This window comes from Halorubrum sp. PV6 (assembly GCF_003990725.2).
Taxonomy (GTDB): domain Archaea; phylum Halobacteriota; class Halobacteria; order Halobacteriales; family Haloferacaceae; genus Halorubrum.
Genome location: NZ_CP030064.1, coordinates 1,631,606 through 1,650,557, shown reverse-complemented (window position 1 = coordinate 1,650,557; position 18,952 = coordinate 1,631,606). Strand labels below are relative to the sequence as shown.

The following is an 18,952-nucleotide window of genomic DNA, read 5'->3' as shown; positions in this document are numbered from 1 at the left end:
TCGCGCGCGTACGCGTCAGCAATGGCCACGTTCTCACTCCTGTCCGGGCTCGCGCTCGGGCCGGTCGTCGGACTGCTCGCGACGCTCGCGATGGATCGCGTGATGCCGCGGCTCGAAGAGGGCGCGACCGCGCCGCGCGTCGCCGCGAGCGTCCTCACGGACACCCCCGTCACCCGCGCGCCGCCCCGGCTGGCGACGTGGGTCCACTACGTCGCCGGCGGCGGGTCCGGGCTCCTGTTCGTCGGCCTCGTCGCCGCGATCCAGGCGGCGCTCGGCGTCGGGGCGGTCGTCGCGGTCGCGGTCGCGAGCCCCGTGATGCTCGCGCTGATGGTCGGGTTCTTCGTGGTCGTCCCGCTCCCCCGTGCGCGGGGGATTCCCCGCCAGCGGCTCGGCCGGGTCCGGCGCGACTGGGCGCTCTCCGCGACGGCGTACGTCGTCGCCGCCGCCCTGCTCGTCGCGGTCGCCAGCGCGGCGTAAACTCCCGCGCCAGAGAGAAACGGTTTAGTCGCTGGCTCGTGCCCGAACGGGTATGCACGCGATCACTCGATCCGGGTGGATCGAGGTCATTTCGGGGTCGATGTTTTCGGGGAAGACGGAGGAGTTGCTCCGGCGCTTGCGGCGGTCCGAGATAGCCGGCCAGTCGGTCGCGGTTTATAAGCCCGCCATCGACGACCGATACGGCGAGGCGACGATCGGGACCCACAACGGCCGCCAGTGGAAGGCGACCGTCGTCGACAACGAGGGCGACGGTCCGCTGTCGATCCTCGACGACGACCCGTTCCCCGAAGTGGTCGCCATCGACGAGGCGAACTTCTTCTCCGACGCGCTCGTCGAGGCGTGTAACGCCTTGGCCGACAACGGCACCCGCGTGATCGTCTCGGGGACCGACCAGACGTTCCGCGGCGAGCCGTTCGCACCCCTTCCCGAACTGATGGCGACCGCGGAGTACGTCGACAAACTCCAGGCGATCTGCTCGCAGTGCGGCGAGCCCGCCTCGCGAAATCAGCGGCTCATCGAGGGCGAGCCGGCGCACGTCGACGACCCGACCATCCTCGTCGGCGCCGAGGAGTCCTACGAGGCGCGGTGTCGCGACTGCCACGTGTTACGGACCGGCGACCGCTCGGCGGACGACCGGGCGTACCTCACCGAGGACTGAGCCTCGGTCGTCGCCGGCTACGAGTGCTCGGGGGCCTCGCGGTAGGCCCACAGGTGCCCGTGGCTCTCCGACAGATCGACCGGGCGATACGTCAGGAAGAGGTCCTGGCCGTCGGCGAGGGTGACTCGCTCGTCGTCGACGGGGGTGCCGGCGTCGACGATGCGCTCGATTCGGTCGACGAACAGTTCGGGGTCCTCGAACAGCCCACTCATCTCGACCGCCAGCTGCGCGCAGTCGCGGCCGGTCGCCGTCGCGGGGTCGTCGTCGATCCCGAACAGGTCGTAGAGCCGCTCGTTGACGCGGATGACGCGCCTGTCGGCGTCTTCGACGAGCATCCCCGCCGGAAGGCCGTCGAACACCGCGGCGAGGACGGCGTTCGTCCGTTCGAGCTCCCGTTTCCGGTCCAGCCGGTCGGTCACGTCTTCGAACTGCGAGAAGACGCGGATCACCTCGCCGTCGCCGTCGGTCACCACCTGGTTGTGCCACCGACAGCGGATCGCTTCGCCGTCGGCGCGGACGTTCCTGTTGACGGTCCGGTAGCCGCCCTTGTCGGCGAGGAGGTCGCGCTCGACCGCCGCGACGTGACGGTGGAGCTCCTCGGGGACGAAGCGGAGCCACGTCTCGCCGATCAGTTCCGCCTCGTCGAAGCCGAGGATCGATTCGGCCGCCGGGTTCACGCGGACGATCCGGAACGACTCGTCGTACTCGATGGTGCCGAGTGGCGACTGCTCGATGAACCGCGAGAGCCGCTGCTCGCTCATCTCCAGCGCGGAGCGCGAGCGGGCCTGATCGACCGCGTTTCGGACCCGGTTCGCCAACACCGTGTACTGGTCGGCCGCCGCGCGCTTTTGAATGTAGTCGGTGACGCCGGCGGAGATGGCCTCGCTGGCTATCTCCTCGCTCCCCTTGCCGGTGAAGAGGATGAACGGGACCGTCGAGTCGAGGTCGCGGACGCGTTCGAGGAAGGCGAGCCCGTCCGTCTTCGGCATGTCGTAGTCGCTGACGATACAGTCGATGGCGTCGGACTCGACGGCGTCGAGCGCCGCGTCGACGTCCGTCTCCGACCGGACCTCGAACGCGTCGTCGATCCGCTCTAAGTAGATGGCCACGAGGTCGAGAAAGTCCGGCTCGTCGTCCACGTGGAGGATCCTGACTCCCGACTCACGCTTTCCGTGTAGCGGAAGGGCAGGACCGGACATTGTAACGCGTTAGCACAGGGTGATGGAAATACATTTGGGTGCTACTGCTGAGGCCGCGATTTTGCTGCTAGCAGGCCGCTACATCGAGAATATTACTGTTGGAACGAGTGAGCCAGCGACGGTTGTTGTATTCGCGTGAAACTACCGTACATAAACCCCGCCGAGAGCGGGAGCGAACGATTATATTCCTCCCGTTCGTGAATTCCGTAGTGACGAATTCGAACGAGCGTCCGAGGTATCCGGCGCATCCGGGGTGTGAGACCCGCAGACGGCCGATCGCTCGTACGCACGACTCCGCGGGCGAGAGGGATGACACCTGAGGAGCCACCGCTTCACCTCGGCGCCCCCGTCGACGAAGCGTGGGGAACGCTCCCCGACGGGACGCGAACGGTCCGAGCGGTGCCGGAGAGAGGCGTCGACGGCGACGCGGAGCCGAGCGTCGTCGTCGTCCGCCTGCGAGGCTCCGAGTCGGACGACGACCCCGAAGGCGGCCACAGCAACGGCACCCGACCCGACAGCCACCGCGCGACCGCGCCCGTCGAGGTCGAGGCGATTCGGGCGCGCTACCCGGACACACCGATTCTCACCTATTCCGTTCGCGACGACCCCGACGCCGCCATCGACGCCAGCCGACTGGGCGTCGAGTACGTCTCCGGCCGACGGCTCGCGGCCGACGGCGAGACCCTCGCAGACCGGATCCAGGCGGCGGAACGGCGCGCGGACTCGCCGGCCGGCGGCCGGGCCGACGGGTTCCTCGAACCGTTCGTCCGGATCGTCTCGGACCGGACCACCGACCTCGAAGCGAAGGTCGACGCGCTGCTCGATTTGGGCCGCGACCATCTCGGCCTCTCGATGGGCTACTCCTCGCAGATCGACGCGGATCAGCTCCACGTCCGGCAGTACCGGGACGACACCGGCATCCTCGATTCGCTGGCGGCGGACGACCCAGACGGCGACGGCTCGGTTCCGCTGGAGCTGACGTACTGCCGCCGGACGGTCCAGGGGAACCGAGACGGCGACGGGAGCGCCCCCGCCGTCGCCCAGGACGGTACTGCCGACGCCGGGGGCGACGCCGTGTTCGCGTTCACCGACCCCGAGGCGGCGGGGATGCGCGGCGACCCGGCCTACGAGCAGTTCGGGTTCGGGAGCTACGTCGGCGGGCGCGTCGTCGTCGACGACGAGGTGTTCGGGTCGCTCTGCTTCCTCGACCCGGAGCGACGCGACCGCCCCTTCGACGAGTCCGAGAAGACGTTCGTCGAACTGCTCGCCGCGTGGCTCGGGCGCGCGATCGAACGAGAGCTCGCCCGCGAGGAACAGGCGGCCGCAGTCGAGCGATTCGAGGACACGCTGAAACGGGTCGACGACGCGTTCTTCGCGCTCGATACCGAGTGGCGGTTCACCTACGTCAACGAGAAGGCCGCCGCGCTGCTCGGTCGCGACCCCGACGCGCTGCTCGGCGAGAGCGTCTGGGAGGAGTTCCCGGCTGCGGTCGGGGAGGAGTACGAGACACACTACCGGCGGGCGATGGAGACTCAGGAGTCGGTCTCCTTCGAGACGCGGTACGAGCCGCTGGACCTCTGGACCGAGGTGGCCGCCTACCCGTCTCCGGACGGGCTCTCGGTGTTCTTCGCCGACGCCTCGGAGGGGAAGCGCCGCGAGCGAACCCTCGAACGCCTGCTGGCGACCGTCGAGCGCATCCAGCGCGAGGCCGACACCGAGGGGGTCACGGAGCGACTGGTCGAGGCCGCGGACGAGGTCCTCGGCCACCAGATAAGCGGCGTGCGCCTGTTCGACCCGGACGCCGGGGTGCTCCGACTCGCCGCCACGAGCGAGGGGCTCGGCGAGCGGTTCGCGGCCAGCCGACAGCCGCGACCGCCCGGCGAGGGGATCAGCGGGCGGACCTTCGAGCGGGAAGCGACGCAGGTGTACGGCGACCTCGCCGCGGGAGACGAGTTGACGGCGGGAGACGAGCGCCGCGAGTACCACGGGATGCGCTCGGCGGTCGCGGTCCCGCTCGGGACCCACGGCGTGTTCATCGTCGGGTCCGTCGAGCCGAACGCCTTCGACGAGCGGGACGTCACCGTCCTCGAACTGCTGGCGACCAACGCGGTCGCCACGATGGACACGAACGAGCGTCGCCGCCGGCTACACACGTACGAGGACGCGCTGAAGAACGTCGACGACATGGTGTGTGTCCTCGACGGCGACGGCGTCGTCACGTACGCGACGGCGTCGTTCTCGGCGTGGTTCGGCGCCGGGGGACGGCCGACCGACGACCGGAACCGCGATCCCGCCGACGCGACCGAACCGACCGGAGAAGACGGCGTCACGGGTCGTCGCCTCGACGCGCTCCTCTCCGAGAGCGACGGCGAGGAGATCGCCGACGCGATCGCGTCGCTGTCGGGTGCGGCGGCCGACGGCGACCGGGTCGACGCGACGCGAACGATCGACCTGACGGTCCGCGGCGAGGGCGATTCTCAGCCCAGACACGGCGAGTTGCGGCTGTCGGCGCTGTCGAGACACGCCACCGGCGTCGTCGCGTCGCTGTCGGACGTCACCGACCTCCACCGGACGCGGACTGAACTGGTCACGGAGCGCGACCGCTTCCAGCGGCTGTTCGACCGGATTCCCGACCCGGTGATGGACGTCGTCCTCGGCGACGACGAGACGGTCATCGACGGGATCAACCCGGCGTTCGAGGACCGCTTCGGCGCCGACGCGACCGCCCTCCGGGGACAGACGATCGCCGCGCTCGGAATCCAGGAGCAACGGCTGGAAGACGACGAGCGTCGCCGCGACCCCGGCGGCGAGTCGCTCGACGACCTGGTCCGCGAGCGGGGGTTCGTCACCCGAGAGGTGCGAAGGCGAACCGTCGACGGACCGCGCGACTTCCTCTTCCGCGGGTTCAGCTACGAGGCGGGCGAGACGCGGCGCGCGTTCGGCATCTACACCGACATCACGGAACGGAAGCGCCGCGAGCAGTACGTCCAGATCGTCAACCGGATCCTCCGGCACAACCTCCGGAACGAGCTGAACGTCGTGTTCGGCTTCGCCGGCGAGATAGCCGCGCTGACCGACGACGAAGCGGTCCGCAGCCACGCCCGGCGGATCGAGGCGACCGGGAAGCGACTCGTCGAAGTGGCCGAGGGCGCCGCGACGATCCGGCGCGTGGTCGAAGAAGGGTACGTGACGGATCCGAAGCCGATCGGCGTCCGATCGGTGGTCGACGACGTCGTCCGAAAACACGCGGCGAGGGTCCCGGACGCCGAGATCCGGACGCACGTCCCCGAGGGGGTCTCCGTCCGCGGCGACGACCGCTTCGCGACGGCGCTCGATCACCTCGTGGAGAACGCCGTCGACCACGGCGGCGACGACCCGACGGTCGAGATAACCGCCGTCCACGACCCGGACGCCGGCGTCGTGCGGGTGACGGTCGCCGACGACGGACCGGGGGTCCCCGTCTCGGTTCGCGAAGTGATCACCGGCGAGCGAGAGGTGACCCAGCTACGTCACAACACCGGCGTCGGCCTGTGGATCGTCGCGTGGGTCGTCACGGCGTACGGCGGTGAGATCCGCTTCGACACCGGTATCGACGGCGAGGGAACGGCGGTGACGCTCGCGTTGCCGCCCGCGGAGTGATCGGCTCCCCGTCGAGCGTCGTCGGCTCGCTTCTCAGGCGTCCTCGGCGGCGCCGCTGTCGCCGGGCACCTCATCGACCGGGGCCTCGTCGTCGGCCGTGGCGAGCCCGTACAGGCCGACGAGCGCGCCGAGCACGACGACGACTCCCTCGGCGCGTGCGACGGCGTACACCCACTCGCGGGGCTCCGCCTCGCCGGCGTTCCGGTACAGCGCTTTCGTCCAGACGCGCACGACGGCCCGCGGCGCGACCGTCTCGATCAGTCCTCCGATGCCGGCGACCAACAGCAGTAACGCCTTCATACGCTCCCTTCACCGGGTGTATTTAAAAGCGATGCGGCGCGTCTCACGCCGGGTCGCCCGCCGCGAGATACCGGCGACAGGTCTCGGCCGCCCACGTCCGGACCGGCGGCGCGTCCGACCACAGCAGCGCGGCGAGCCCCGCCCCGTCGAACAGTCCGACGAGCGCCACCTCGTCGGCGAGGACGACGCCGACGGGCGAGTTGCCGTCGTGCCGGTACGCCTCGACCCCGTGGCCGGCGAGGACCGACCGGATGACGGCTCCGCCGGGACCGCCGAACCGGTCCGCCGCATCGCCGGTGAAGACGAGTCGCGCGGTCGCTCCGTCGTCGCGGTCGCCGAGGAGTTCTCCGCCCTTCCCCCCTCCGTCGCCGTCACCCAGCACCCGGCGGGCGAGACCGCGGTCGACGCGGGGGAGGACGCCGACGACGCTCTCCGCGCCGGTGACGAGCGCGGGCAGGCGGGCCGCCGGCCCCGGATCGTCCCCGCGCTCGGCCACCTCGACGGCGAGCGAGTCGGCCGCGCCGTCGCCGACCGCCGCCGAGACCAGTTCCCGAAGCACCGCGCCGGGCGTGTCCGCGTCACTCATCCGTCCGCTCGTCGCTCGGCCCGCGCTCGTCCGGCCGGGGCGGGTAGGTCTGCCGGCCGCCGGTCGACCGCCTGGCGAGCAGTCGCGCGGTCGCGCGGCGGCGGTCGTCCGGCCGCTCTTGGGTCGTCTCGTCGTAGTGGAGGACGGTCAACCCGAGTCCGGCCCGAAGCAGTTCGTTCGCGGCGAACCGGTAGCGGTCGTCGCTCGGCCCCGAGGGGGTCGCGTCGCTCGATCGGAGGTGGCCCTCCACGAACAGGTAGCCGCCGGGCGCGAGCGACTCCCGCAGGTCCGCGAGCCGGTCGAGCGTGTGAAAGAAACTCAAGGTGACGAGCGCGTACGTCTCGGTCGGGAACCCGTACGTCGACACGTCGCCCTGAACCGTCTCGATCCGGTCGCGCAGACCGCGCTCTTCGGCGCGCTCCCGGACGATCGCGAGCCCCTCGCGAGAGGCGTCGAGCGCGTCGACCGAGTAGCCCGCGTCGGCGAGGTAGATCGCGTTGCGCCCGGTGCCGGCCGCGACGTCGAGCGCGCGCCCGTCGGGTATCGCCGGCTCGTACGAGCGTAACACGGCCGACGGCTCCGGGGCGCGGGGGTACTCGCCGGCCGCGAAGCGGGCGTCCCAGTCGGTCATACCGGGGATTGCTTCGCGGCGAGCGTAAACCCCACGACGGTGGAGACCGCAGTATGCGTATGGACGACACCGACGGGTCGGAGCCGGTCGAGGCCGCGCTCGGAGCGCTGTTGACCGAGCGCGAGGAGACGCTCGCGACCGCCGAGTCGCTGACGGGCGGACTCGTCGGGTCGCGAGTGACCGACGTGCCGGGCGCGAGCGCCTACTTCGACCGCGGGTTCGTGACGTACGCGTACGACGCGAAGCGCGAACTGCTCGGGGTGTCCCGCGAGTCGCTCGACGCCGAGGGCGCCGTGAGCGCGACGGTCGCCGAGCAGATGGCGGCCGGCGCCCGCGACCGCGCCGACACGACGTGGGGGGTCGCCACGACGGGTATCGCCGGACCCGGCGGCGGGAGCGCCGAGAAGCCGGTCGGTCTCGTGTACGTCGGGGTGGCCTACGCCGCGCCGTGGGGGACCGAAGCGTCGTTCGTCAGGACGGAGCGTTTCGTCCTCGACGGCGACCGCGGACAGATAAAGGAGAGAGCCGTCGAGGTCGCGCTTGAAGCGCTCGTTCGGGCGATTCGCGAGGTCGCCGCCGCGGAGTGAGGCCGATGCGGGGTCGTCGACACGGGGTCTCCCCGTCGTCGCCCCGTCGTCGCCCCGCCGCCCCCTCGCCGTCGCCCCGCTCCGTCACTCGATGTACGCGTGCCCGACGACCGCGACGATGAGCGCCGCGATGACGATCCACGCGAGGGGTTCGACGGCGAGCAGGCGAATCGGCCGCGCCGCCGACTCGTCGAACCCGAACAGCGCGCCGGCCGAGAGGGCGCCGGCGAGCACGAGCGCGACGACCACGCCGGAGATGCCGAGCAACAGCGTGTCGGTCCGATCCATACCTCGGATCTGCGGTGAACGCATATAAACGGATCTCCGCCGCGCGCGGCGAGAAAAGCCAGGGCAGGGATTTGAACCCCGGAAGTCTCGATTACAAGTCGAGTGCATGAACCGCCCATGCTCCCCTGGCGCAGACTGGCGTACTCGGTCCTCGTATGAGTGCGTGTCGCTTTCCGCGAAGGTGACGGTATGTCACCGTATCGCAATCAGTCGCCCTGGCCGCCGCGCGACGCCGACTCGTCCGGGTCGTCGTCTCCGTCGCCGTCGGTCGGCAGCGGCTTCTGTAACTCGACGCGATGGAGTTCGTACCCGTGTGTCGCGTAGAACTCGCGGGCCCGCTCGTTCGCCGCAAGCGCTTCCAGCGCGACGGTCTCGGCGCCCGACTCGCAGAGGGCGCGCTCGGCCGCGTCCAACAGGTCGCCACCGATTCCCTCGCCGCGCCGCTCGGGGACGACGAAGAGGTTGCTTACGGTTCCGAGCGTCCGGTCGCGCTCGTAGCCGCCGTGTTCGAGGGTGAAACTGACGAACCCGACCGGCTCGTCCCCGTCGCGCGCGAGGAGGAGTTCGCCGGTGACCACCGACCGGGCGACCCACTCGCGGACCGCGCCGCGGTTCCCCGACGCCAAGAGCGTCGAGCCGTGGTCCCGCTGGCTCTCGGCGAGGGCGACCCACAGGTCGGTGGCCGCGTCCACGTCGTCGGCGGTGGCGGGCGTCACGCGGACCTCGTCGCTGTCGGGCATCTGTGAAGGTGTCACCGCGCGGGAGGTTTGAGCCTACCGGCGGCGGGCGGGGCGACCCGCGACGGCGCCGGTGTCGACCGACGCGACCGGGAGCGGCGCGCCGTCACACTTCGCGGCACTCGGGACAGACCGCCTGTCCGTTCGCGGTCACGAGGTCGGGGACGAGCGCGCCGCAGCTCTCGCAGACGCCCTGCGTCGGCGAGCCGGACGCGTCGGTCGCCGCCGCCTCGACCGTCGGGTCGGCGCCGCCGTCCGATCCCAGCATCGCGGGGTCGCCGCGTCGCGGGTCGGCACCGACCGGCTCCTCGCCGAGGGGCTCGCGGGTGGCGTCGCCCGTCCGGGGAGCGCCCGCGGCGAGCGCGTCGCCCGCGGTGACGACGCCGACGGCCTCGTCGTCCTCGACGGCGACGACCACGTCGACGCCTTCGGCGACGAGCCGCTCTTCCACGACGGCCAGCGAGTCGTCCGGCGCAACGGTCGGAAGCGGCGGCCCCATGACGGACCCGACGGTCACTTCCCCTCCCCCGTCGGCGTCAGCGTCGAGGAGGACCTGGAGCGCGTTCCGACAGTCCAGGCGACCGACGGCCTCGCCGCCGCGAAGGACGACGAGGCAGCGCTCCCCCTCGTCGACCAAAAGCGCCGCGGCGTCTCGAAGCGGGTCCGACTCGCTCACGCCGATGAACTCACGATGCATCACGTCGCGAACCGTGGTGTCTGTTCGCATGAGCCGAGATTCCCCGGCAACCGGCTAAAAGCTGCCCCCGACATGATTATATGGATTCCAAGCGTACACGGCGGATCGGTCGAAATACCGCGAAAATCGCGCGGTTTGCACTCGAAACGAGGAGAGAATCCCACGCTTGCCCGGCGAGCGTCTTCCGGTGCTCGTCCGGATTCGCTCGCGAGCCGCAACCGCCGACGAAAAGGAGGCTTCAAACCCTCCGACGCCCCAGCGGGGAGTATGACCATTCCCTCGTTCGTGATCGGGATCGCGGGGGGGACCGGCGCCGGGAAGACGACGGTCTCTCGGCTCGTCACCCGTGATCTCGGCGACAGCGTCACCCGCATTCCCCTCGATAACTACTATCAGGACCTCTCGCACCTCGACTTCGAAGAGCGTCAGTCGGTGAACTACGACCACCCCTCGGCGTTCGAGTGGCCGCTGCTCCGCGAGCACCTCGAGTCGCTGCTGCAGGGGCAGTCCGTCCAGATGCCGCAGTACGACTTCGAGGTTCACAATCGCAAAGCGGAGACGGTCGACGTCGAGCCGACCGACGTCATCGTCCTCGAAGGGATCTTAGCGCTCTACGACGAGGAGATAAACGACATGATGGACCTGCGGCTGTTCGTCGAGACCGACGCGGACGTCCGGATCCTCCGCCGGATCCGCCGCGACGTGATCGACCGCGGCCGCGACCTGGAGGGCGTCATCGACCAGTACCTCTCGACGGTGAAACCGATGCACGAGCAGTTCATCGAACCCTCGAAAAAGCACGCCGACGTGATCATCCCCGAGGGCGCCAACAGCGTCGCGGTGAACCTGTTAGAGGAGAAGCTGCGCGCCGAAGTCGAGGGCGACGCCGTCCGGAGTTGGGAGCGCGGCAGTTTAGAGGAGGAACTGGGCGAAAAGCGCTCGCTCGACATCGACGGCGACGACTGAGCCGAACTGCTATTTATAAGCCATCCGCGGAACCGCGGCAGGAGGTATCCGCTCCGTCGCGACCGGACTCGCCTATCGCCGCCGGCTCGCCACCCGCTCTTCGGCCGTCTCCGCGCTGACGACCTCGTAGAGGATCGCGCGGCCGTCGTCCGCCTTCGGCCGGAGGATTCGACCGAGCCGCTGGGTGAACTCGCGTTCGCTGCCCGACCCCGAGAGGATCACCGCCACGTTCGCGTCGGGCACGTCGACCCCCTCGTCGAGGACGTTCGCGGCGACGACCCGCCCGTACGTGCCCTCGCGGAAGCGCTCCAGTATCTCGCGGCGCTCTTTCGCGCCCGTCTCCGCGGTGATGGCCGGCAGCAGGAATCGCTCGGAGAGCCGGTACACGAGGTCGGTGTGGGCGGTGAAGACGATGACCCGATCGTCGCGGTGTCGGTCGAGGATCGATTCGAGCCGGTCGCGCTTCCGGCTCGCGTTCATCATGATCTCGCGGGCGTCCTGTTTCGCTAAGAGGGCCTCGCGAGCCGCCGGGTCGTTGCCGGACCGCTTGACGAGCTCCAGGTAGTCGCTCCCGCTGGAGAACGTGATCCCCGCGTCGCGGACGTACTCGACGAACGTGCCCTGCTTTTCCTCGTAGCGCTCGCGCTCGTCGGGGGTCAACTCGACTTCGATCCGTCGGATGTCGTAGGGCGCGAGGTGGTCGCCGGCCAGGTCGTCCACGTCGAGCGCGTACACGCGGTCGCCGATCAGCTCCGCGACGGTCTCGTGAGCCCCGTCGGGGCGCTCGAAGGTGGCCGTGAGCCCGAGGCGCGCGGGCGCCGCGAGCAGCCGCGCCACGTCGCGGTACCCCTCGCCGCCGAGGTGGTGGACCTCGTCGAACACGACGAACTCGAAGGCGTCGCCCACGTCTTCCGCCTTTAAATACGCCGAGTCGTACGTCGACACCGTGATCGCCTCCTGTCGCTGCTCGCCGCCGCCGAAGCGGCCGACCGGCACGTCGAACTCCGCGTCGAGCTCCCGCTGCCACTGATCGAGGAGGTCGACCGTGGGCACCACGACGAGCGTCGGCACGCCCAGTTCGACCATCGCGCGGATCGCGATCACGGTCTTGCCGGCCCCGGTGGGGAGTTCGAGCACGCCGCGGTCGTCGGCGTCTCGCCACGCGTCGAGCGCCTCGCGCTGATACTCTCTGAGGTCGTAGTCGGTCGAGAGACCGGCGTCGAGCCCGGCCGCCGCCGCGGCGCGGTCGCTCGCGTCCAGCACGCGGTCGTCGACGCTCACGCCGGCGACCGCCAGCGCTCTGCGGATCGCGGCGTAGCGGTAGGCGGGAGCGCGGCCGGTCGCCGACCGCGGGTCGCGCTCGACGCCCGGAAGCGGCGGCAGCGTCTCGAAGCCGCCGGCGTCGCCCCCGCTCGCGCTCCGGCCGTCCCGCTCGCGCGCGTCGTCGGTGCCGGCCGCGACCCGGATCGTCCCCTCCTCGTAGGTCAGCCGGACGTCCATCGCCCGACGTTGCCGACCGAGTTACAAAGGGGCACCGCCTCCGGTCGCCCCGAGGCCGCTCGTTTGGGCAATGGTTAATTACCGGCTCCGCGGATGTGGGTGATATGGCTCGGACTCCCGACGGCGGTGGTCGGTAAGCGTGGCCGGTATCCTCTTCTGGGCGCTGGTCGTGGTCGCGACGCTCACCAGCCTCGCCACGGCGTGGGCGCTCGGCGCCAACAGCAACTCGCCGCCGTTCGCCCCGGCGATCGGGGCGAACGCCATCTCGACGATGCGGGCGGCGTTCCTGATCGGCATCCTCGCGGCGCTCGGCGCGCTCACGCAGGGCGGCGCCATCTCCGAGACGGTCGGCGCCGGCCTGATAAACGGCGTCCAGATCACGTCGCTGGCGGCGACGGCCGGCCTGCTGACGGCGACCGGGTTCATGGCGTTCGGCGTCTACTCCGGGTACCCCGTCCCGGCGGCGTTCGCGACCACGGGCGCGATGGTCGGCGTCGGCCTCTCGCTCGGCGGCGACCCCGCGGTCGACACGTACCGCCGCATCGTGACCTTCTGGCTGCTCGTCCCGCCCGTCTCCGGGGGGCTCGCCTATCTCACCGCGACGATCCTCCGGCGCGACGACATCCCGGAGACGGTCGGCGTTCCCCTGCTCGCGGCGGTCGTCGGCGGCATCGTCGCCAACGTCAAACTGGGCGTCATCCCGTCGCCGCCCGACGTGAGCCAGAGCTCTATCGCGGGGTTCCTCGCGCGACAGGTCGGGGCCCCGGCGGTCGCCGGCGTCGACCCGGTCACCGTGGCCGTCACGCTGGCCGCCGCCGCCGCGTGGTTCCTGGTCATTCGCCGACGCACGCAGGCGTCGGTCGAGGGGGGCATCCGGTCGTTCCTCATCATCCTCGGGAGCGTCGTCGCGTTCTCCAGCGGCGGCAGCCAGGTCGGGCTGGCGACCGGGCCGTTAGAGAACCTCTACGGGGTCGAACTCGGCTTGCCGAGCATCGTGCTGCTCGCGCTGGGCGCGGCCGGCATCCTCGCCGGCGCGTGGATGGGGGCGCCGAAACTGCTCCAAGCGACCTCCCGCGAGTACGCCCAGCTGGGCGTGAGACGGTCGATCGCCGCGTTGGTCCCCGGATTCATCATCGCGCAGTTGGCCATCGCGCTCGGGATCCCGATCTCGTTTAACAACATCATCATCTCCGGCGTCATCGGCGGCGGGCTCGCCGGCGGCTCGGCGGGCGTCTCGCGCCGGAAAATCGGGATCACGCTCGCCTTCTGGCTCATCACGCTCGTCTCTTCGACGGCGATCGGATTCGGGCTGTATCGGGCCCTCGCCGCGGTCCTCGGCGGGTGACATTCTCCTCGGCGTAAACGGCGGAACCGGCCCGCTACCGGACGACCGTCACCGTCACCGGAGCCTTGCCGACGACGCTCGTCGCGACGGTCCCGAGCAGGCGGCGCGCGATGGTCCCCCGCTCCCCGCTGTGGCCGCCCATAACGACGTGGTCGACGTCGCGGTCGGCGACGTACTCGATGATGGTCTCCGCCGGGTCGCCGGTCTGGACCGCCGTCTCTATCTCGCGGTCGGCGTCGGCGGCGCGTTCGAGCGCCCGGTCGACGAGCCGGTCGGCGCGGTCGCGCGCGGCCCGCCGGCGATCCTCGTCGCCGTCGAGGACGCCGCCCTCGATCATCCCCGCGTCGATCGGCGTCACGACGTTTAAGACGGTTATCCGACAGTCGAACAGCTCGAGCGCCTCGGCGAGCGCCTCGTCTGCGAGCGGCGATCCGTCGAGCGGGACGAGGACGTGCGATGGCGCCATACCTCGCGTTACGGCCCCGGACACAAATCGGCGGTGGTTGCCCGCGGCGCGCGTCGGGGGGCGACTGGGTTTAAAAGTAGGGCTGCGGGCGCCCCGACGACGGCCGTCGCCGCCGAGACCGGCTCACTCCGAGACGGTCGTCTTCACGATGCTCACCGGCGCGGTGGACCGACGCGAGACGCGTTCGGTGACGGAGCCGAGCATCCGGCGGTAGTCGCCAGAGCGCGTCTTCGAGCCCATCACCGTCAGATCCATGTCCTCGTCGTCGATGTAGGCGAGGATCTCCTCGTGGGGGACCCCGTACACCAGTTCGGTCACCGTCTCCACGCCGGCGTCTGCCGCGTGGCTCGCCACCGTGTCGAGCGCCTCGCGCCCGCGCTCTTCGAGCGTCTCGCTGGCGCCCTCCGAGCCGTCGACGAACTCGTCGCCCGAGTAGGCGTTGACGATGTCGCTGTCGACGATATACAGCACGTGAAGGGTCGCGTCGTAGCGTTTGGCCGCGTCGACGGCGTGGTCTATCGCGCGGTCGACGCCTTTGCTGCCGTCTGTCGGCAGGAGGATGCGGTCGTACATGGCCGACACTTCTCCCCGTCGTCCAATAAATTGGTCGCCGTTTCTCGCCCCCGTATCACGCGGTCGACGCTCGGCGCCTCAAACCCTGTCACGCCACGTGTTACCACAACGAAGCGGATGTCGGGGCGACCCGGTTTCCGCAAGCGCTGCCAGAAGAAACGAATTATTAATCGTGTAGGTCGTAGGTCGGGGTATGGCCGAGATAGCCATCGAGTACGCGGCCGGCAGTCGCCTCCGGTCCGAGGCGGAGACCGCCCGACGCCTGATCGACTCGTACCTCGGCGACCGCTCCGATGTCGACGGGATAACCCTCTCGCCCTCCGCCGACTCCGTGTTCTGCGTCAGCGTCGAGGGCGACCGCATCTGGTGTACGAACCCCGGCGAGTGGATCGACGCCATGGAGGCGGTGGCGGCGGCGCGACGCCGGCTCTCCGAGCTGTCGTAGGGCGCTACTCCGGTCGGGTCGCGTGCGACCGCACGAACTCGCGGAGCAGTTTCCCCGCCAGCGCCGCCGCCTGCCCGTCGTCGCGGTCGTTCACCTCGACCACGTCGAACCCGTCAGCGACCGGTGCGACCGCGCGAACGAGGTCGCGGGCCTCCCGCGGCGTGAGCCCGAACGGCTCTTTCGTCCCGGTTCCGGGCGCGAAGCCGGGGTCGAGCCCGTCGATGTCGACCGAGCAGTACACCGACTCGTCGGCGAAGGCGTCGGGGTCGAAGTCGTCGAGCCATCCCCGCGTCTCCTCCGGCGGAACGACCGTCACGTCGGCGGCGGCGGCGCGGTCCCACTCCGCCTCGGAGCCGGTCCGCGCCCCGACGATCACGGCGCGGTCGACGCCGAGGTCGTCGAGCGCGCGGCGCGTGACGCAGGCGTGGCTCAGCGGGTTGCCGTCGTAGGCGTCGCGCAAGTCGAGATGCGCGTCACAGACGACGAGCACGTCCGGACCGACGGCCTCGACGCCGGCGTGCGTGACCGTGTGTTCGCCGCCGAGGAGGAGGGGGACGGCGCCGTCGTAGACGACGCTCCGCAGTTCGGCGGCGAGGTGGTCGAGGTACTCGCGGACGTCGTCCCAGGGGCGCACGTCGCCGGCGTCGGCGACGCCCAGCGCGGAGAAGCGGCTCTCCGTTCGGCGGTCGTAATCGTCGTAGGATTCGGCGAAACGCCGGATGCGGTCCGGTCCGAACCGGGTGCCCGGCTGAAAAGTGGTCGTCGCGTCTAAGGGAGCGCCGACGACCACGTACGAAGCAGCGTCGCGGTCCGTCGTCGCTCCCGGGAACATGGCCTCGACTACCCGACGACCTTCCGCTGGCCCTCGTACTCGAGGTACTCGATGTTGTCGTCGGAGGTGAAGTCCTCGCCCTCGGGGATGCGCATGGTGAACGTCTCGTAGGTGTCTAAGTCCATGACCTGCGCGTCGTTGCCCGACACGGAGACGACCTGGCCCTGCTTCCGCTGGATGATCGGGACCCAGACCTTCGCGTCGACCGGCTGCGAGAGCGAGCGCTTCTTCTCGTCGAAGACGCCCTTGCCCTCGACGCGCGCCTTGGCGCTCCCGTGTTTACCGGGCTTGGCTGTGCTGTAGTGGTTGATCTTGCAAGGCGAGCTGTCCATCATGACGTAGCTGCCCTCCTGAAGTTCGCGAACCTGCTTCTGCTCTCGCGGCATGAGCGCTACTTTCCCCGGCGCGGGTATAAACGGTTTGGAACGGCGGTGCGCGGGGGAAACGAGTCTGGCCGGCGACGCTTCATCGCCCGACTACGGGTCCATCTCGTCGACGTACTCCTCCTCGTCGGCGTTTCCGTCCGGCGGAACGAACTTTCCGGTGATGAGGTAACTGGCGACGAACAGCCCGATGAAGCCGATGCCGACCGCCGCGGTCGTCCGGACGACGAACGGGAAGTTGATCCACCAGAGCGCGCGGTCGGCGACCGCCATCACGACGACCGCGGCGAACAGCGCTTTCTGCTCGTCGGTCGGGTCGCGGACGAACCCGACGATGTCGTTTTTAAGATCACTGAAAAACCCCATCAGGCGCTCACCTCCACGCCGTCGATGACGCGACTCACGCGGTCGAGTCCGGTCCGCAACTCATCCGTGGGAAGCCCGAACCCGATACGGAAGCGGTCGGGGAAGCCGAACAGGGTGCCGGGTGCGAGGACGACGCTCTCCGCCTCGACGACCGTCCGACAGAACGCCTCGGCGTCGTCGAAGCCGTCGGGGACGCTGACGAACCCGTTGACCCCGACCGGGTCGTGCCAGTCGAGCCCATGACGGTCCAGCCAGTCGGCGACGATGGCGCGGTTCGTCGCCGCCAGTTCGCGGTTCTCGCGCAGGATGGCGGGCTCCCGCTCGCCGAGCGCCTGCTTTGCGACGTGCTGGCCGAACAGCGCCGGCGAGATGGTGGTGTAGTCTTTCCACCGCCACGCGCGCTCGACGACGGGCTCCGGACCGGCGATCCAGCCGAACCGGAGGCCGGCGAGCCCGTACGCCTTCGTGAGGCTCGTCGTCGATATCCCGTGAGCGCCGAAGCTCGCGACCGGCGGCTGCGGCGTCTCGGCCAAGAGCCGGTACACCTCGTCACAGAGGAGGTAAGCGTCGTGGTCGGCGGCCACGTCGTACACCGCCCGCATCGTCGCCTCGTCGTGATACCGCCCGGTCGGGTTGTTCGGGTTGTTCACCACGATCACGGCCGTGTCGTCGCGGGCGGCCTCGGCGACCGCGTCGACGTCGAGGCGCCACTCGGGCGGCGTCAACTCGACTCGCGTGACCTCGCCGAACGCCTCTGGGACCGCGTGGAGCGCTTGGTACGTGGGCGTGACGACGACCGCGTGGCTCCCGGAGCCGACGGCCGAGGGCGCGTCCGATTCCCCGCCGACGGCGCCGTCGTCGCCGAGCAGCGAGAGGAACGCGAGGAAGTTCGCCTCCTGTGTCCCGCAGGTGAAGAGGACTTCGTCGGCGCTCCGGCCGTAGCGGTCGCCGACGGACGCGCGGAACTCGGGCTCGCCGTTCGTGGGGATGACGTAGTCGAGTTCGCCGGGGTCCAGGTCGAACCGGCTCGCCTCGAGCGACCGGATACCACTCTCGGCTAACATGATGTCGGCCTCGTGTTCGTACTCCGCGAACCAGCGTTCGAGGCCGAACGGGTCGATGCGCATACTCCTCGTGAGAGTGGCGCGAGGTTAGATGCTACGGTCCCGCGAGGGCGGTCGGTCGACGCGGAGGCACAATGGCTTTCCCACCGCATTGCGATGTGTTCGCATGATACTTTCTCGGTCCCGCGTTCTCGGTGCGCTGCTGCTCGTGGTGGCCGCGCTCGCGGCGGTCGTCCTCGCGGACGTGCTCCGCACCGTCGTCTTCGCGATCACCGTCGCGTACGCGCTCTACCCGGTCCGCCGCCGACTCGTCGAGCGCGGGCTCTCACACCGGCTCGCCGCCGCCGCGTCCACGGTCACCGCGTTCGTCGCCGCGGCGGTCCTCGTGGTGCCGCTCCTGTACGTCCTCTACCGACAGCGGTCGCGGCTGACCGACCTGCTCGGACAGATCCCGGACGTGGTGACGTTCGACGGGTTCGGCTTCGTGGTCCCCGTCGAGGTCGCGCCGGTGGTGGCGTCGGTCCGGCTGGCGGTCCGGGACCTCGCGCTCGCGATCACCGCCGCGGCGCCGCTGTTAGCGCTCGAACTCATCGTCTTCACCATCCTCGTGTACGGGCTCCTCCTCCGCCCGGACGCGGTCGAGAGCGTCGTCTTCGGGGTTGTTCCGGCCGAGTACCGCGACATCCTCCTGCGGCTGCACACCCGGACGCGAACGACGCTCTACTCGATTTACGTCCTCCAGGCGGCCACGGCGGCGGCCACCTTCGTCCTCGGGTTCCTGGTGTTCGCGGCCCTCGGCTACGAGTCGCCGATCCTGCTCGCGGTCATCGCGGGCCTCCTCCAGTTCATCCCCGTCGTCGGTCCGAGCCTGCTCGTCGTCTCGCTGACCGCGGGCGACGTGTTGATCGGCGAGCCGACGCGCGCGGCGCTCGTGTTGGTGTTCGGGCTCCTCGTCGTCTCCTTCGTCCCGGACGCAGTTGGCCGACTGGACGGGCGAGATATCGCCCGGCCTCTACCTCGTCGGGTTCGTCGGCGGCATCCTCACGCTCGGCGCGATCGGCCTCATCGTCGGTCCGCTGGTGGTGGCGCTGCTCCTCGAAGTCCTCCGGATGCTCGCCGAACACGAGGGAGTCGACCCGAGCGGGCCGGACGAATCGCCGCGGTGAACGCGACCGCGCGATCCGACCGCTCC

The 18,952-nt window shown here is 70.2% G+C and carries 21 protein-coding genes, 1 tRNA gene and 1 pseudogene; 8 read left to right on the top strand and 15 right to left on the bottom strand.

Annotated features, from left to right (window positions below; translation table 11 throughout):
* Positions 1 to 21: 21 nt before the first annotated feature.
* Both DOS48_RS22030 and DOS48_RS22025 read left to right on the top strand, forming a co-directional pair.
* The gene (locus tag DOS48_RS22030; protein WP_127117778.1) at positions 22 to 477 is read left to right on the top strand and encodes a hypothetical protein; all 456 of its coding nucleotides are present in this window, start codon (positions 22 to 24) and stop codon (positions 475 to 477) included.
* 52 nt (positions 478 to 529) lie between these two features.
* Positions 530 to 1,156: a thymidine kinase gene (locus DOS48_RS22025; RefSeq protein ID WP_127117777.1), complete on the top strand. Its 627-nt coding sequence runs from the start codon at positions 530 to 532 to the stop codon at positions 1,154 to 1,156.
* Between the two features lie 17 nt (positions 1,157 to 1,173).
* Here the strand turns inward: DOS48_RS22025 and DOS48_RS22020 are convergent, their stop codons facing one another.
* Positions 1,174 to 2,355 (bottom strand): PAS domain S-box protein, encoded by a 1,182-nt coding sequence (locus DOS48_RS22020; protein ID WP_127117776.1) that lies wholly within the window; start codon positions 2,353 to 2,355, stop codon positions 1,174 to 1,176.
* A 309-nt stretch (positions 2,356 to 2,664) separates the two neighbouring features.
* Here DOS48_RS22020 and DOS48_RS22015 point away from each other — a divergent pair, with 309 nt between their 5' ends.
* Complete coding sequence (locus DOS48_RS22015) at positions 2,665 to 5,994, top strand: PAS domain-containing protein (protein ID WP_127117775.1); 3,330 nt, start codon at positions 2,665 to 2,667, stop codon at positions 5,992 to 5,994.
* Between the two features lie 33 nt (positions 5,995 to 6,027).
* On the opposite strand, the gene DOS48_RS22010 is transcribed toward DOS48_RS22015, so the two are convergent.
* From DOS48_RS22010 to DOS48_RS22000, 3 genes are read right to left on the bottom strand one after another with little or no spacing between them, the layout of a single operon-like run.
* Complete coding sequence (locus tag DOS48_RS22010; protein WP_127117774.1) at positions 6,028 to 6,294, bottom strand: hypothetical protein; 267 nt, start codon at positions 6,292 to 6,294, stop codon at positions 6,028 to 6,030.
* A gap of 43 nt (positions 6,295 to 6,337) precedes the next feature.
* Positions 6,338 to 6,880: a hypothetical protein gene (locus DOS48_RS22005; RefSeq protein WP_127117773.1), complete on the bottom strand. Its 543-nt coding sequence runs from the start codon at positions 6,878 to 6,880 to the stop codon at positions 6,338 to 6,340.
* Positions 6,873 to 7,511 (bottom strand): bifunctional 2-polyprenyl-6-hydroxyphenol methylase/3-demethylubiquinol 3-O-methyltransferase UbiG, encoded by a 639-nt coding sequence (locus DOS48_RS22000; RefSeq protein ID WP_127117772.1) that lies wholly within the window; start codon positions 7,509 to 7,511, stop codon positions 6,873 to 6,875. The genes DOS48_RS22005 and DOS48_RS22000 overlap by 8 nt, the downstream gene beginning before the upstream one ends.
* A 59-nt stretch (positions 7,512 to 7,570) precedes the next feature.
* On the opposite strand from DOS48_RS22000, the gene DOS48_RS21995 reads away from it, so the two are divergent.
* Complete coding sequence (locus DOS48_RS21995; RefSeq protein WP_127117771.1) at positions 7,571 to 8,098, top strand: CinA family protein; 528 nt, start codon at positions 7,571 to 7,573, stop codon at positions 8,096 to 8,098.
* Positions 8,099 to 8,182: 84 nt separating this feature from the next.
* Here the strand turns inward: DOS48_RS21995 and DOS48_RS21990 are convergent, their stop codons facing one another.
* The 4 genes from DOS48_RS21990 to DOS48_RS21975 form a co-directional block, all read right to left on the bottom strand.
* Positions 8,183 to 8,386: a hypothetical protein gene (locus DOS48_RS21990; RefSeq protein ID WP_127117770.1), complete on the bottom strand. Its 204-nt coding sequence runs from the start codon at positions 8,384 to 8,386 to the stop codon at positions 8,183 to 8,185.
* A gap of 56 nt (positions 8,387 to 8,442) precedes the next feature.
* A tRNA-Thr gene (locus DOS48_RS21985) sits at positions 8,443 to 8,516 on the bottom strand.
* A 76-nt stretch (positions 8,517 to 8,592) separates the two neighbouring features.
* Positions 8,593 to 9,126 (bottom strand): GNAT family N-acetyltransferase, encoded by a 534-nt coding sequence (locus DOS48_RS21980; RefSeq protein ID WP_127117769.1) that lies wholly within the window; start codon positions 9,124 to 9,126, stop codon positions 8,593 to 8,595.
* A gap of 103 nt (positions 9,127 to 9,229) precedes the next feature.
* Positions 9,230 to 9,850, bottom strand: a complete 621-nt coding sequence (locus DOS48_RS21975; protein WP_127117768.1) for a CBS domain-containing protein — start codon at positions 9,848 to 9,850, stop codon at positions 9,230 to 9,232.
* A gap of 237 nt (positions 9,851 to 10,087) precedes the next feature.
* Between DOS48_RS21975 and udk the strand changes: the two genes are divergently transcribed.
* Positions 10,088 to 10,786: a uridine kinase gene (gene udk, locus DOS48_RS21970; protein ID WP_127117767.1), complete on the top strand. Its 699-nt coding sequence runs from the start codon at positions 10,088 to 10,090 to the stop codon at positions 10,784 to 10,786.
* A gap of 72 nt (positions 10,787 to 10,858) precedes the next feature.
* On the opposite strand, the gene DOS48_RS21965 is transcribed toward udk, so the two are convergent.
* Positions 10,859 to 12,286, bottom strand: a complete 1,428-nt coding sequence (locus DOS48_RS21965; RefSeq protein ID WP_127117766.1) for a DEAD/DEAH box helicase family protein — start codon at positions 12,284 to 12,286, stop codon at positions 10,859 to 10,861.
* A 139-nt stretch (positions 12,287 to 12,425) separates the two neighbouring features.
* Here DOS48_RS21965 and DOS48_RS21960 point away from each other — a divergent pair, with 139 nt between their 5' ends.
* The gene (locus tag DOS48_RS21960) at positions 12,426 to 13,631 is read left to right on the top strand and encodes an inorganic phosphate transporter (RefSeq protein ID WP_127117765.1); all 1,206 of its coding nucleotides are present in this window, start codon (positions 12,426 to 12,428) and stop codon (positions 13,629 to 13,631) included.
* Positions 13,632 to 13,665: 34 nt separating this feature from the next.
* On the opposite strand, the gene DOS48_RS21955 is transcribed toward DOS48_RS21960, so the two are convergent.
* Entirely contained in the window at positions 13,666 to 14,097 is a 432-nt protein-coding gene (locus tag DOS48_RS21955; RefSeq protein WP_127117764.1) for a universal stress protein, read from the bottom strand.
* 123 nt (positions 14,098 to 14,220) lie between these two features.
* Positions 14,221 to 14,670 carry a universal stress protein gene (locus DOS48_RS21950; RefSeq protein ID WP_127117763.1) on the bottom strand — a complete coding sequence of 150 codons (450 nt, stop codon included), beginning with the start codon at positions 14,668 to 14,670 and terminating at the stop codon, positions 14,221 to 14,223.
* 193 nt (positions 14,671 to 14,863) lie between these two features.
* Between DOS48_RS21950 and DOS48_RS21945 the strand changes: the two genes are divergently transcribed.
* Complete coding sequence (locus DOS48_RS21945; protein ID WP_127117762.1) at positions 14,864 to 15,115, top strand: hypothetical protein; 252 nt, start codon at positions 14,864 to 14,866, stop codon at positions 15,113 to 15,115.
* Between the two features lie 4 nt (positions 15,116 to 15,119).
* On the opposite strand, the gene speB is transcribed toward DOS48_RS21945, so the two are convergent.
* From speB to DOS48_RS21925, 4 genes are all read right to left on the bottom strand, one after another.
* Positions 15,120 to 15,947 carry an agmatinase gene (speB, locus tag DOS48_RS21940; RefSeq protein WP_127117761.1) on the bottom strand — a complete coding sequence of 276 codons (828 nt, stop codon included), beginning with the start codon at positions 15,945 to 15,947 and terminating at the stop codon, positions 15,120 to 15,122.
* Between the two features lie 8 nt (positions 15,948 to 15,955).
* Positions 15,956 to 16,333, bottom strand: coding sequence for a translation initiation factor IF-5A (locus DOS48_RS21935; RefSeq protein ID WP_127117760.1), 378 nt, complete (start codon positions 16,331 to 16,333; stop codon positions 15,956 to 15,958).
* Positions 16,334 to 16,423: 90 nt separating this feature from the next.
* The gene (locus DOS48_RS21930; RefSeq protein WP_127117759.1) at positions 16,424 to 16,696 is read right to left on the bottom strand and encodes a hypothetical protein; all 273 of its coding nucleotides are present in this window, start codon (positions 16,694 to 16,696) and stop codon (positions 16,424 to 16,426) included.
* The gene (locus tag DOS48_RS21925; protein ID WP_127117758.1) at positions 16,696 to 17,823 is read right to left on the bottom strand and encodes an aminotransferase class I/II-fold pyridoxal phosphate-dependent enzyme; all 1,128 of its coding nucleotides are present in this window, start codon (positions 17,821 to 17,823) and stop codon (positions 16,696 to 16,698) included. Before DOS48_RS21925 ends, DOS48_RS21930 begins: the two co-directional genes overlap by 1 nt.
* A gap of 103 nt (positions 17,824 to 17,926) precedes the next feature.
* Between DOS48_RS21925 and DOS48_RS21920 the strand changes: the two are divergent.
* Positions 17,927 to 18,926 (top strand): annotated as a pseudogene (locus tag DOS48_RS21920) (AI-2E family transporter).
* The last annotated feature ends 26 nt before the right edge of the window (positions 18,927 to 18,952 follow it).

Coding starts and splice junctions, on each gene's coding strand:
- DOS48_RS21965 (WP_127117766.1), bottom strand. CDS start 12,286: ATGGACGTCCGGCTGACCTACGAGGAGGGGACGATCCGGGTCGCGGCC.
- DOS48_RS21980 (WP_127117769.1), bottom strand. CDS start 9,126: ATGCCCGACAGCGACGAGGTCCGCGTGACGCCCGCCACCGCCGACGAC.
- DOS48_RS22000 (WP_127117772.1), bottom strand. CDS start 7,511: ATGACCGACTGGGACGCCCGCTTCGCGGCCGGCGAGTACCCCCGCGCC.
- DOS48_RS21925 (WP_127117758.1), bottom strand. CDS start 17,823: ATGCGCATCGACCCGTTCGGCCTCGAACGCTGGTTCGCGGAGTACGAA.
- DOS48_RS22025 (WP_127117777.1), top strand. CDS start 530: ATGCACGCGATCACTCGATCCGGGTGGATCGAGGTCATTTCGGGGTCG.
- DOS48_RS21975 (WP_127117768.1), bottom strand. CDS start 9,850: ATGCGAACAGACACCACGGTTCGCGACGTGATGCATCGTGAGTTCATC.
- DOS48_RS21990 (WP_127117770.1), bottom strand. CDS start 8,386: ATGGATCGGACCGACACGCTGTTGCTCGGCATCTCCGGCGTGGTCGTC.
- DOS48_RS22005 (WP_127117773.1), bottom strand. CDS start 6,880: ATGAGTGACGCGGACACGCCCGGCGCGGTGCTTCGGGAACTGGTCTCG.
- DOS48_RS21995 (WP_127117771.1), top strand. CDS start 7,571: ATGGACGACACCGACGGGTCGGAGCCGGTCGAGGCCGCGCTCGGAGCG.
- DOS48_RS22020 (WP_127117776.1), bottom strand. CDS start 2,355: ATGTCCGGTCCTGCCCTTCCGCTACACGGAAAGCGTGAGTCGGGAGTC.
- speB (WP_127117761.1), bottom strand. CDS start 15,947: ATGTTCCCGGGAGCGACGACGGACCGCGACGCTGCTTCGTACGTGGTC.
- udk (WP_127117767.1), top strand. CDS start 10,088: ATGACCATTCCCTCGTTCGTGATCGGGATCGCGGGGGGGACCGGCGCC.
- DOS48_RS21930 (WP_127117759.1), bottom strand. CDS start 16,696: ATGGGGTTTTTCAGTGATCTTAAAAACGACATCGTCGGGTTCGTCCGC.
- DOS48_RS22015 (WP_127117775.1), top strand. CDS start 2,665: ATGACACCTGAGGAGCCACCGCTTCACCTCGGCGCCCCCGTCGACGAA.
- DOS48_RS21950 (WP_127117763.1), bottom strand. CDS start 14,670: ATGTACGACCGCATCCTCCTGCCGACAGACGGCAGCAAAGGCGTCGAC.
- DOS48_RS22030 (WP_127117778.1), top strand. CDS start 22: ATGGCCACGTTCTCACTCCTGTCCGGGCTCGCGCTCGGGCCGGTCGTC.
- DOS48_RS22010 (WP_127117774.1), bottom strand. CDS start 6,294: ATGAAGGCGTTACTGCTGTTGGTCGCCGGCATCGGAGGACTGATCGAG.
- DOS48_RS21945 (WP_127117762.1), top strand. CDS start 14,864: ATGGCCGAGATAGCCATCGAGTACGCGGCCGGCAGTCGCCTCCGGTCC.
- DOS48_RS21955 (WP_127117764.1), bottom strand. CDS start 14,097: ATGGCGCCATCGCACGTCCTCGTCCCGCTCGACGGATCGCCGCTCGCA.
- DOS48_RS21935 (WP_127117760.1), bottom strand. CDS start 16,333: ATGCCGCGAGAGCAGAAGCAGGTTCGCGAACTTCAGGAGGGCAGCTAC.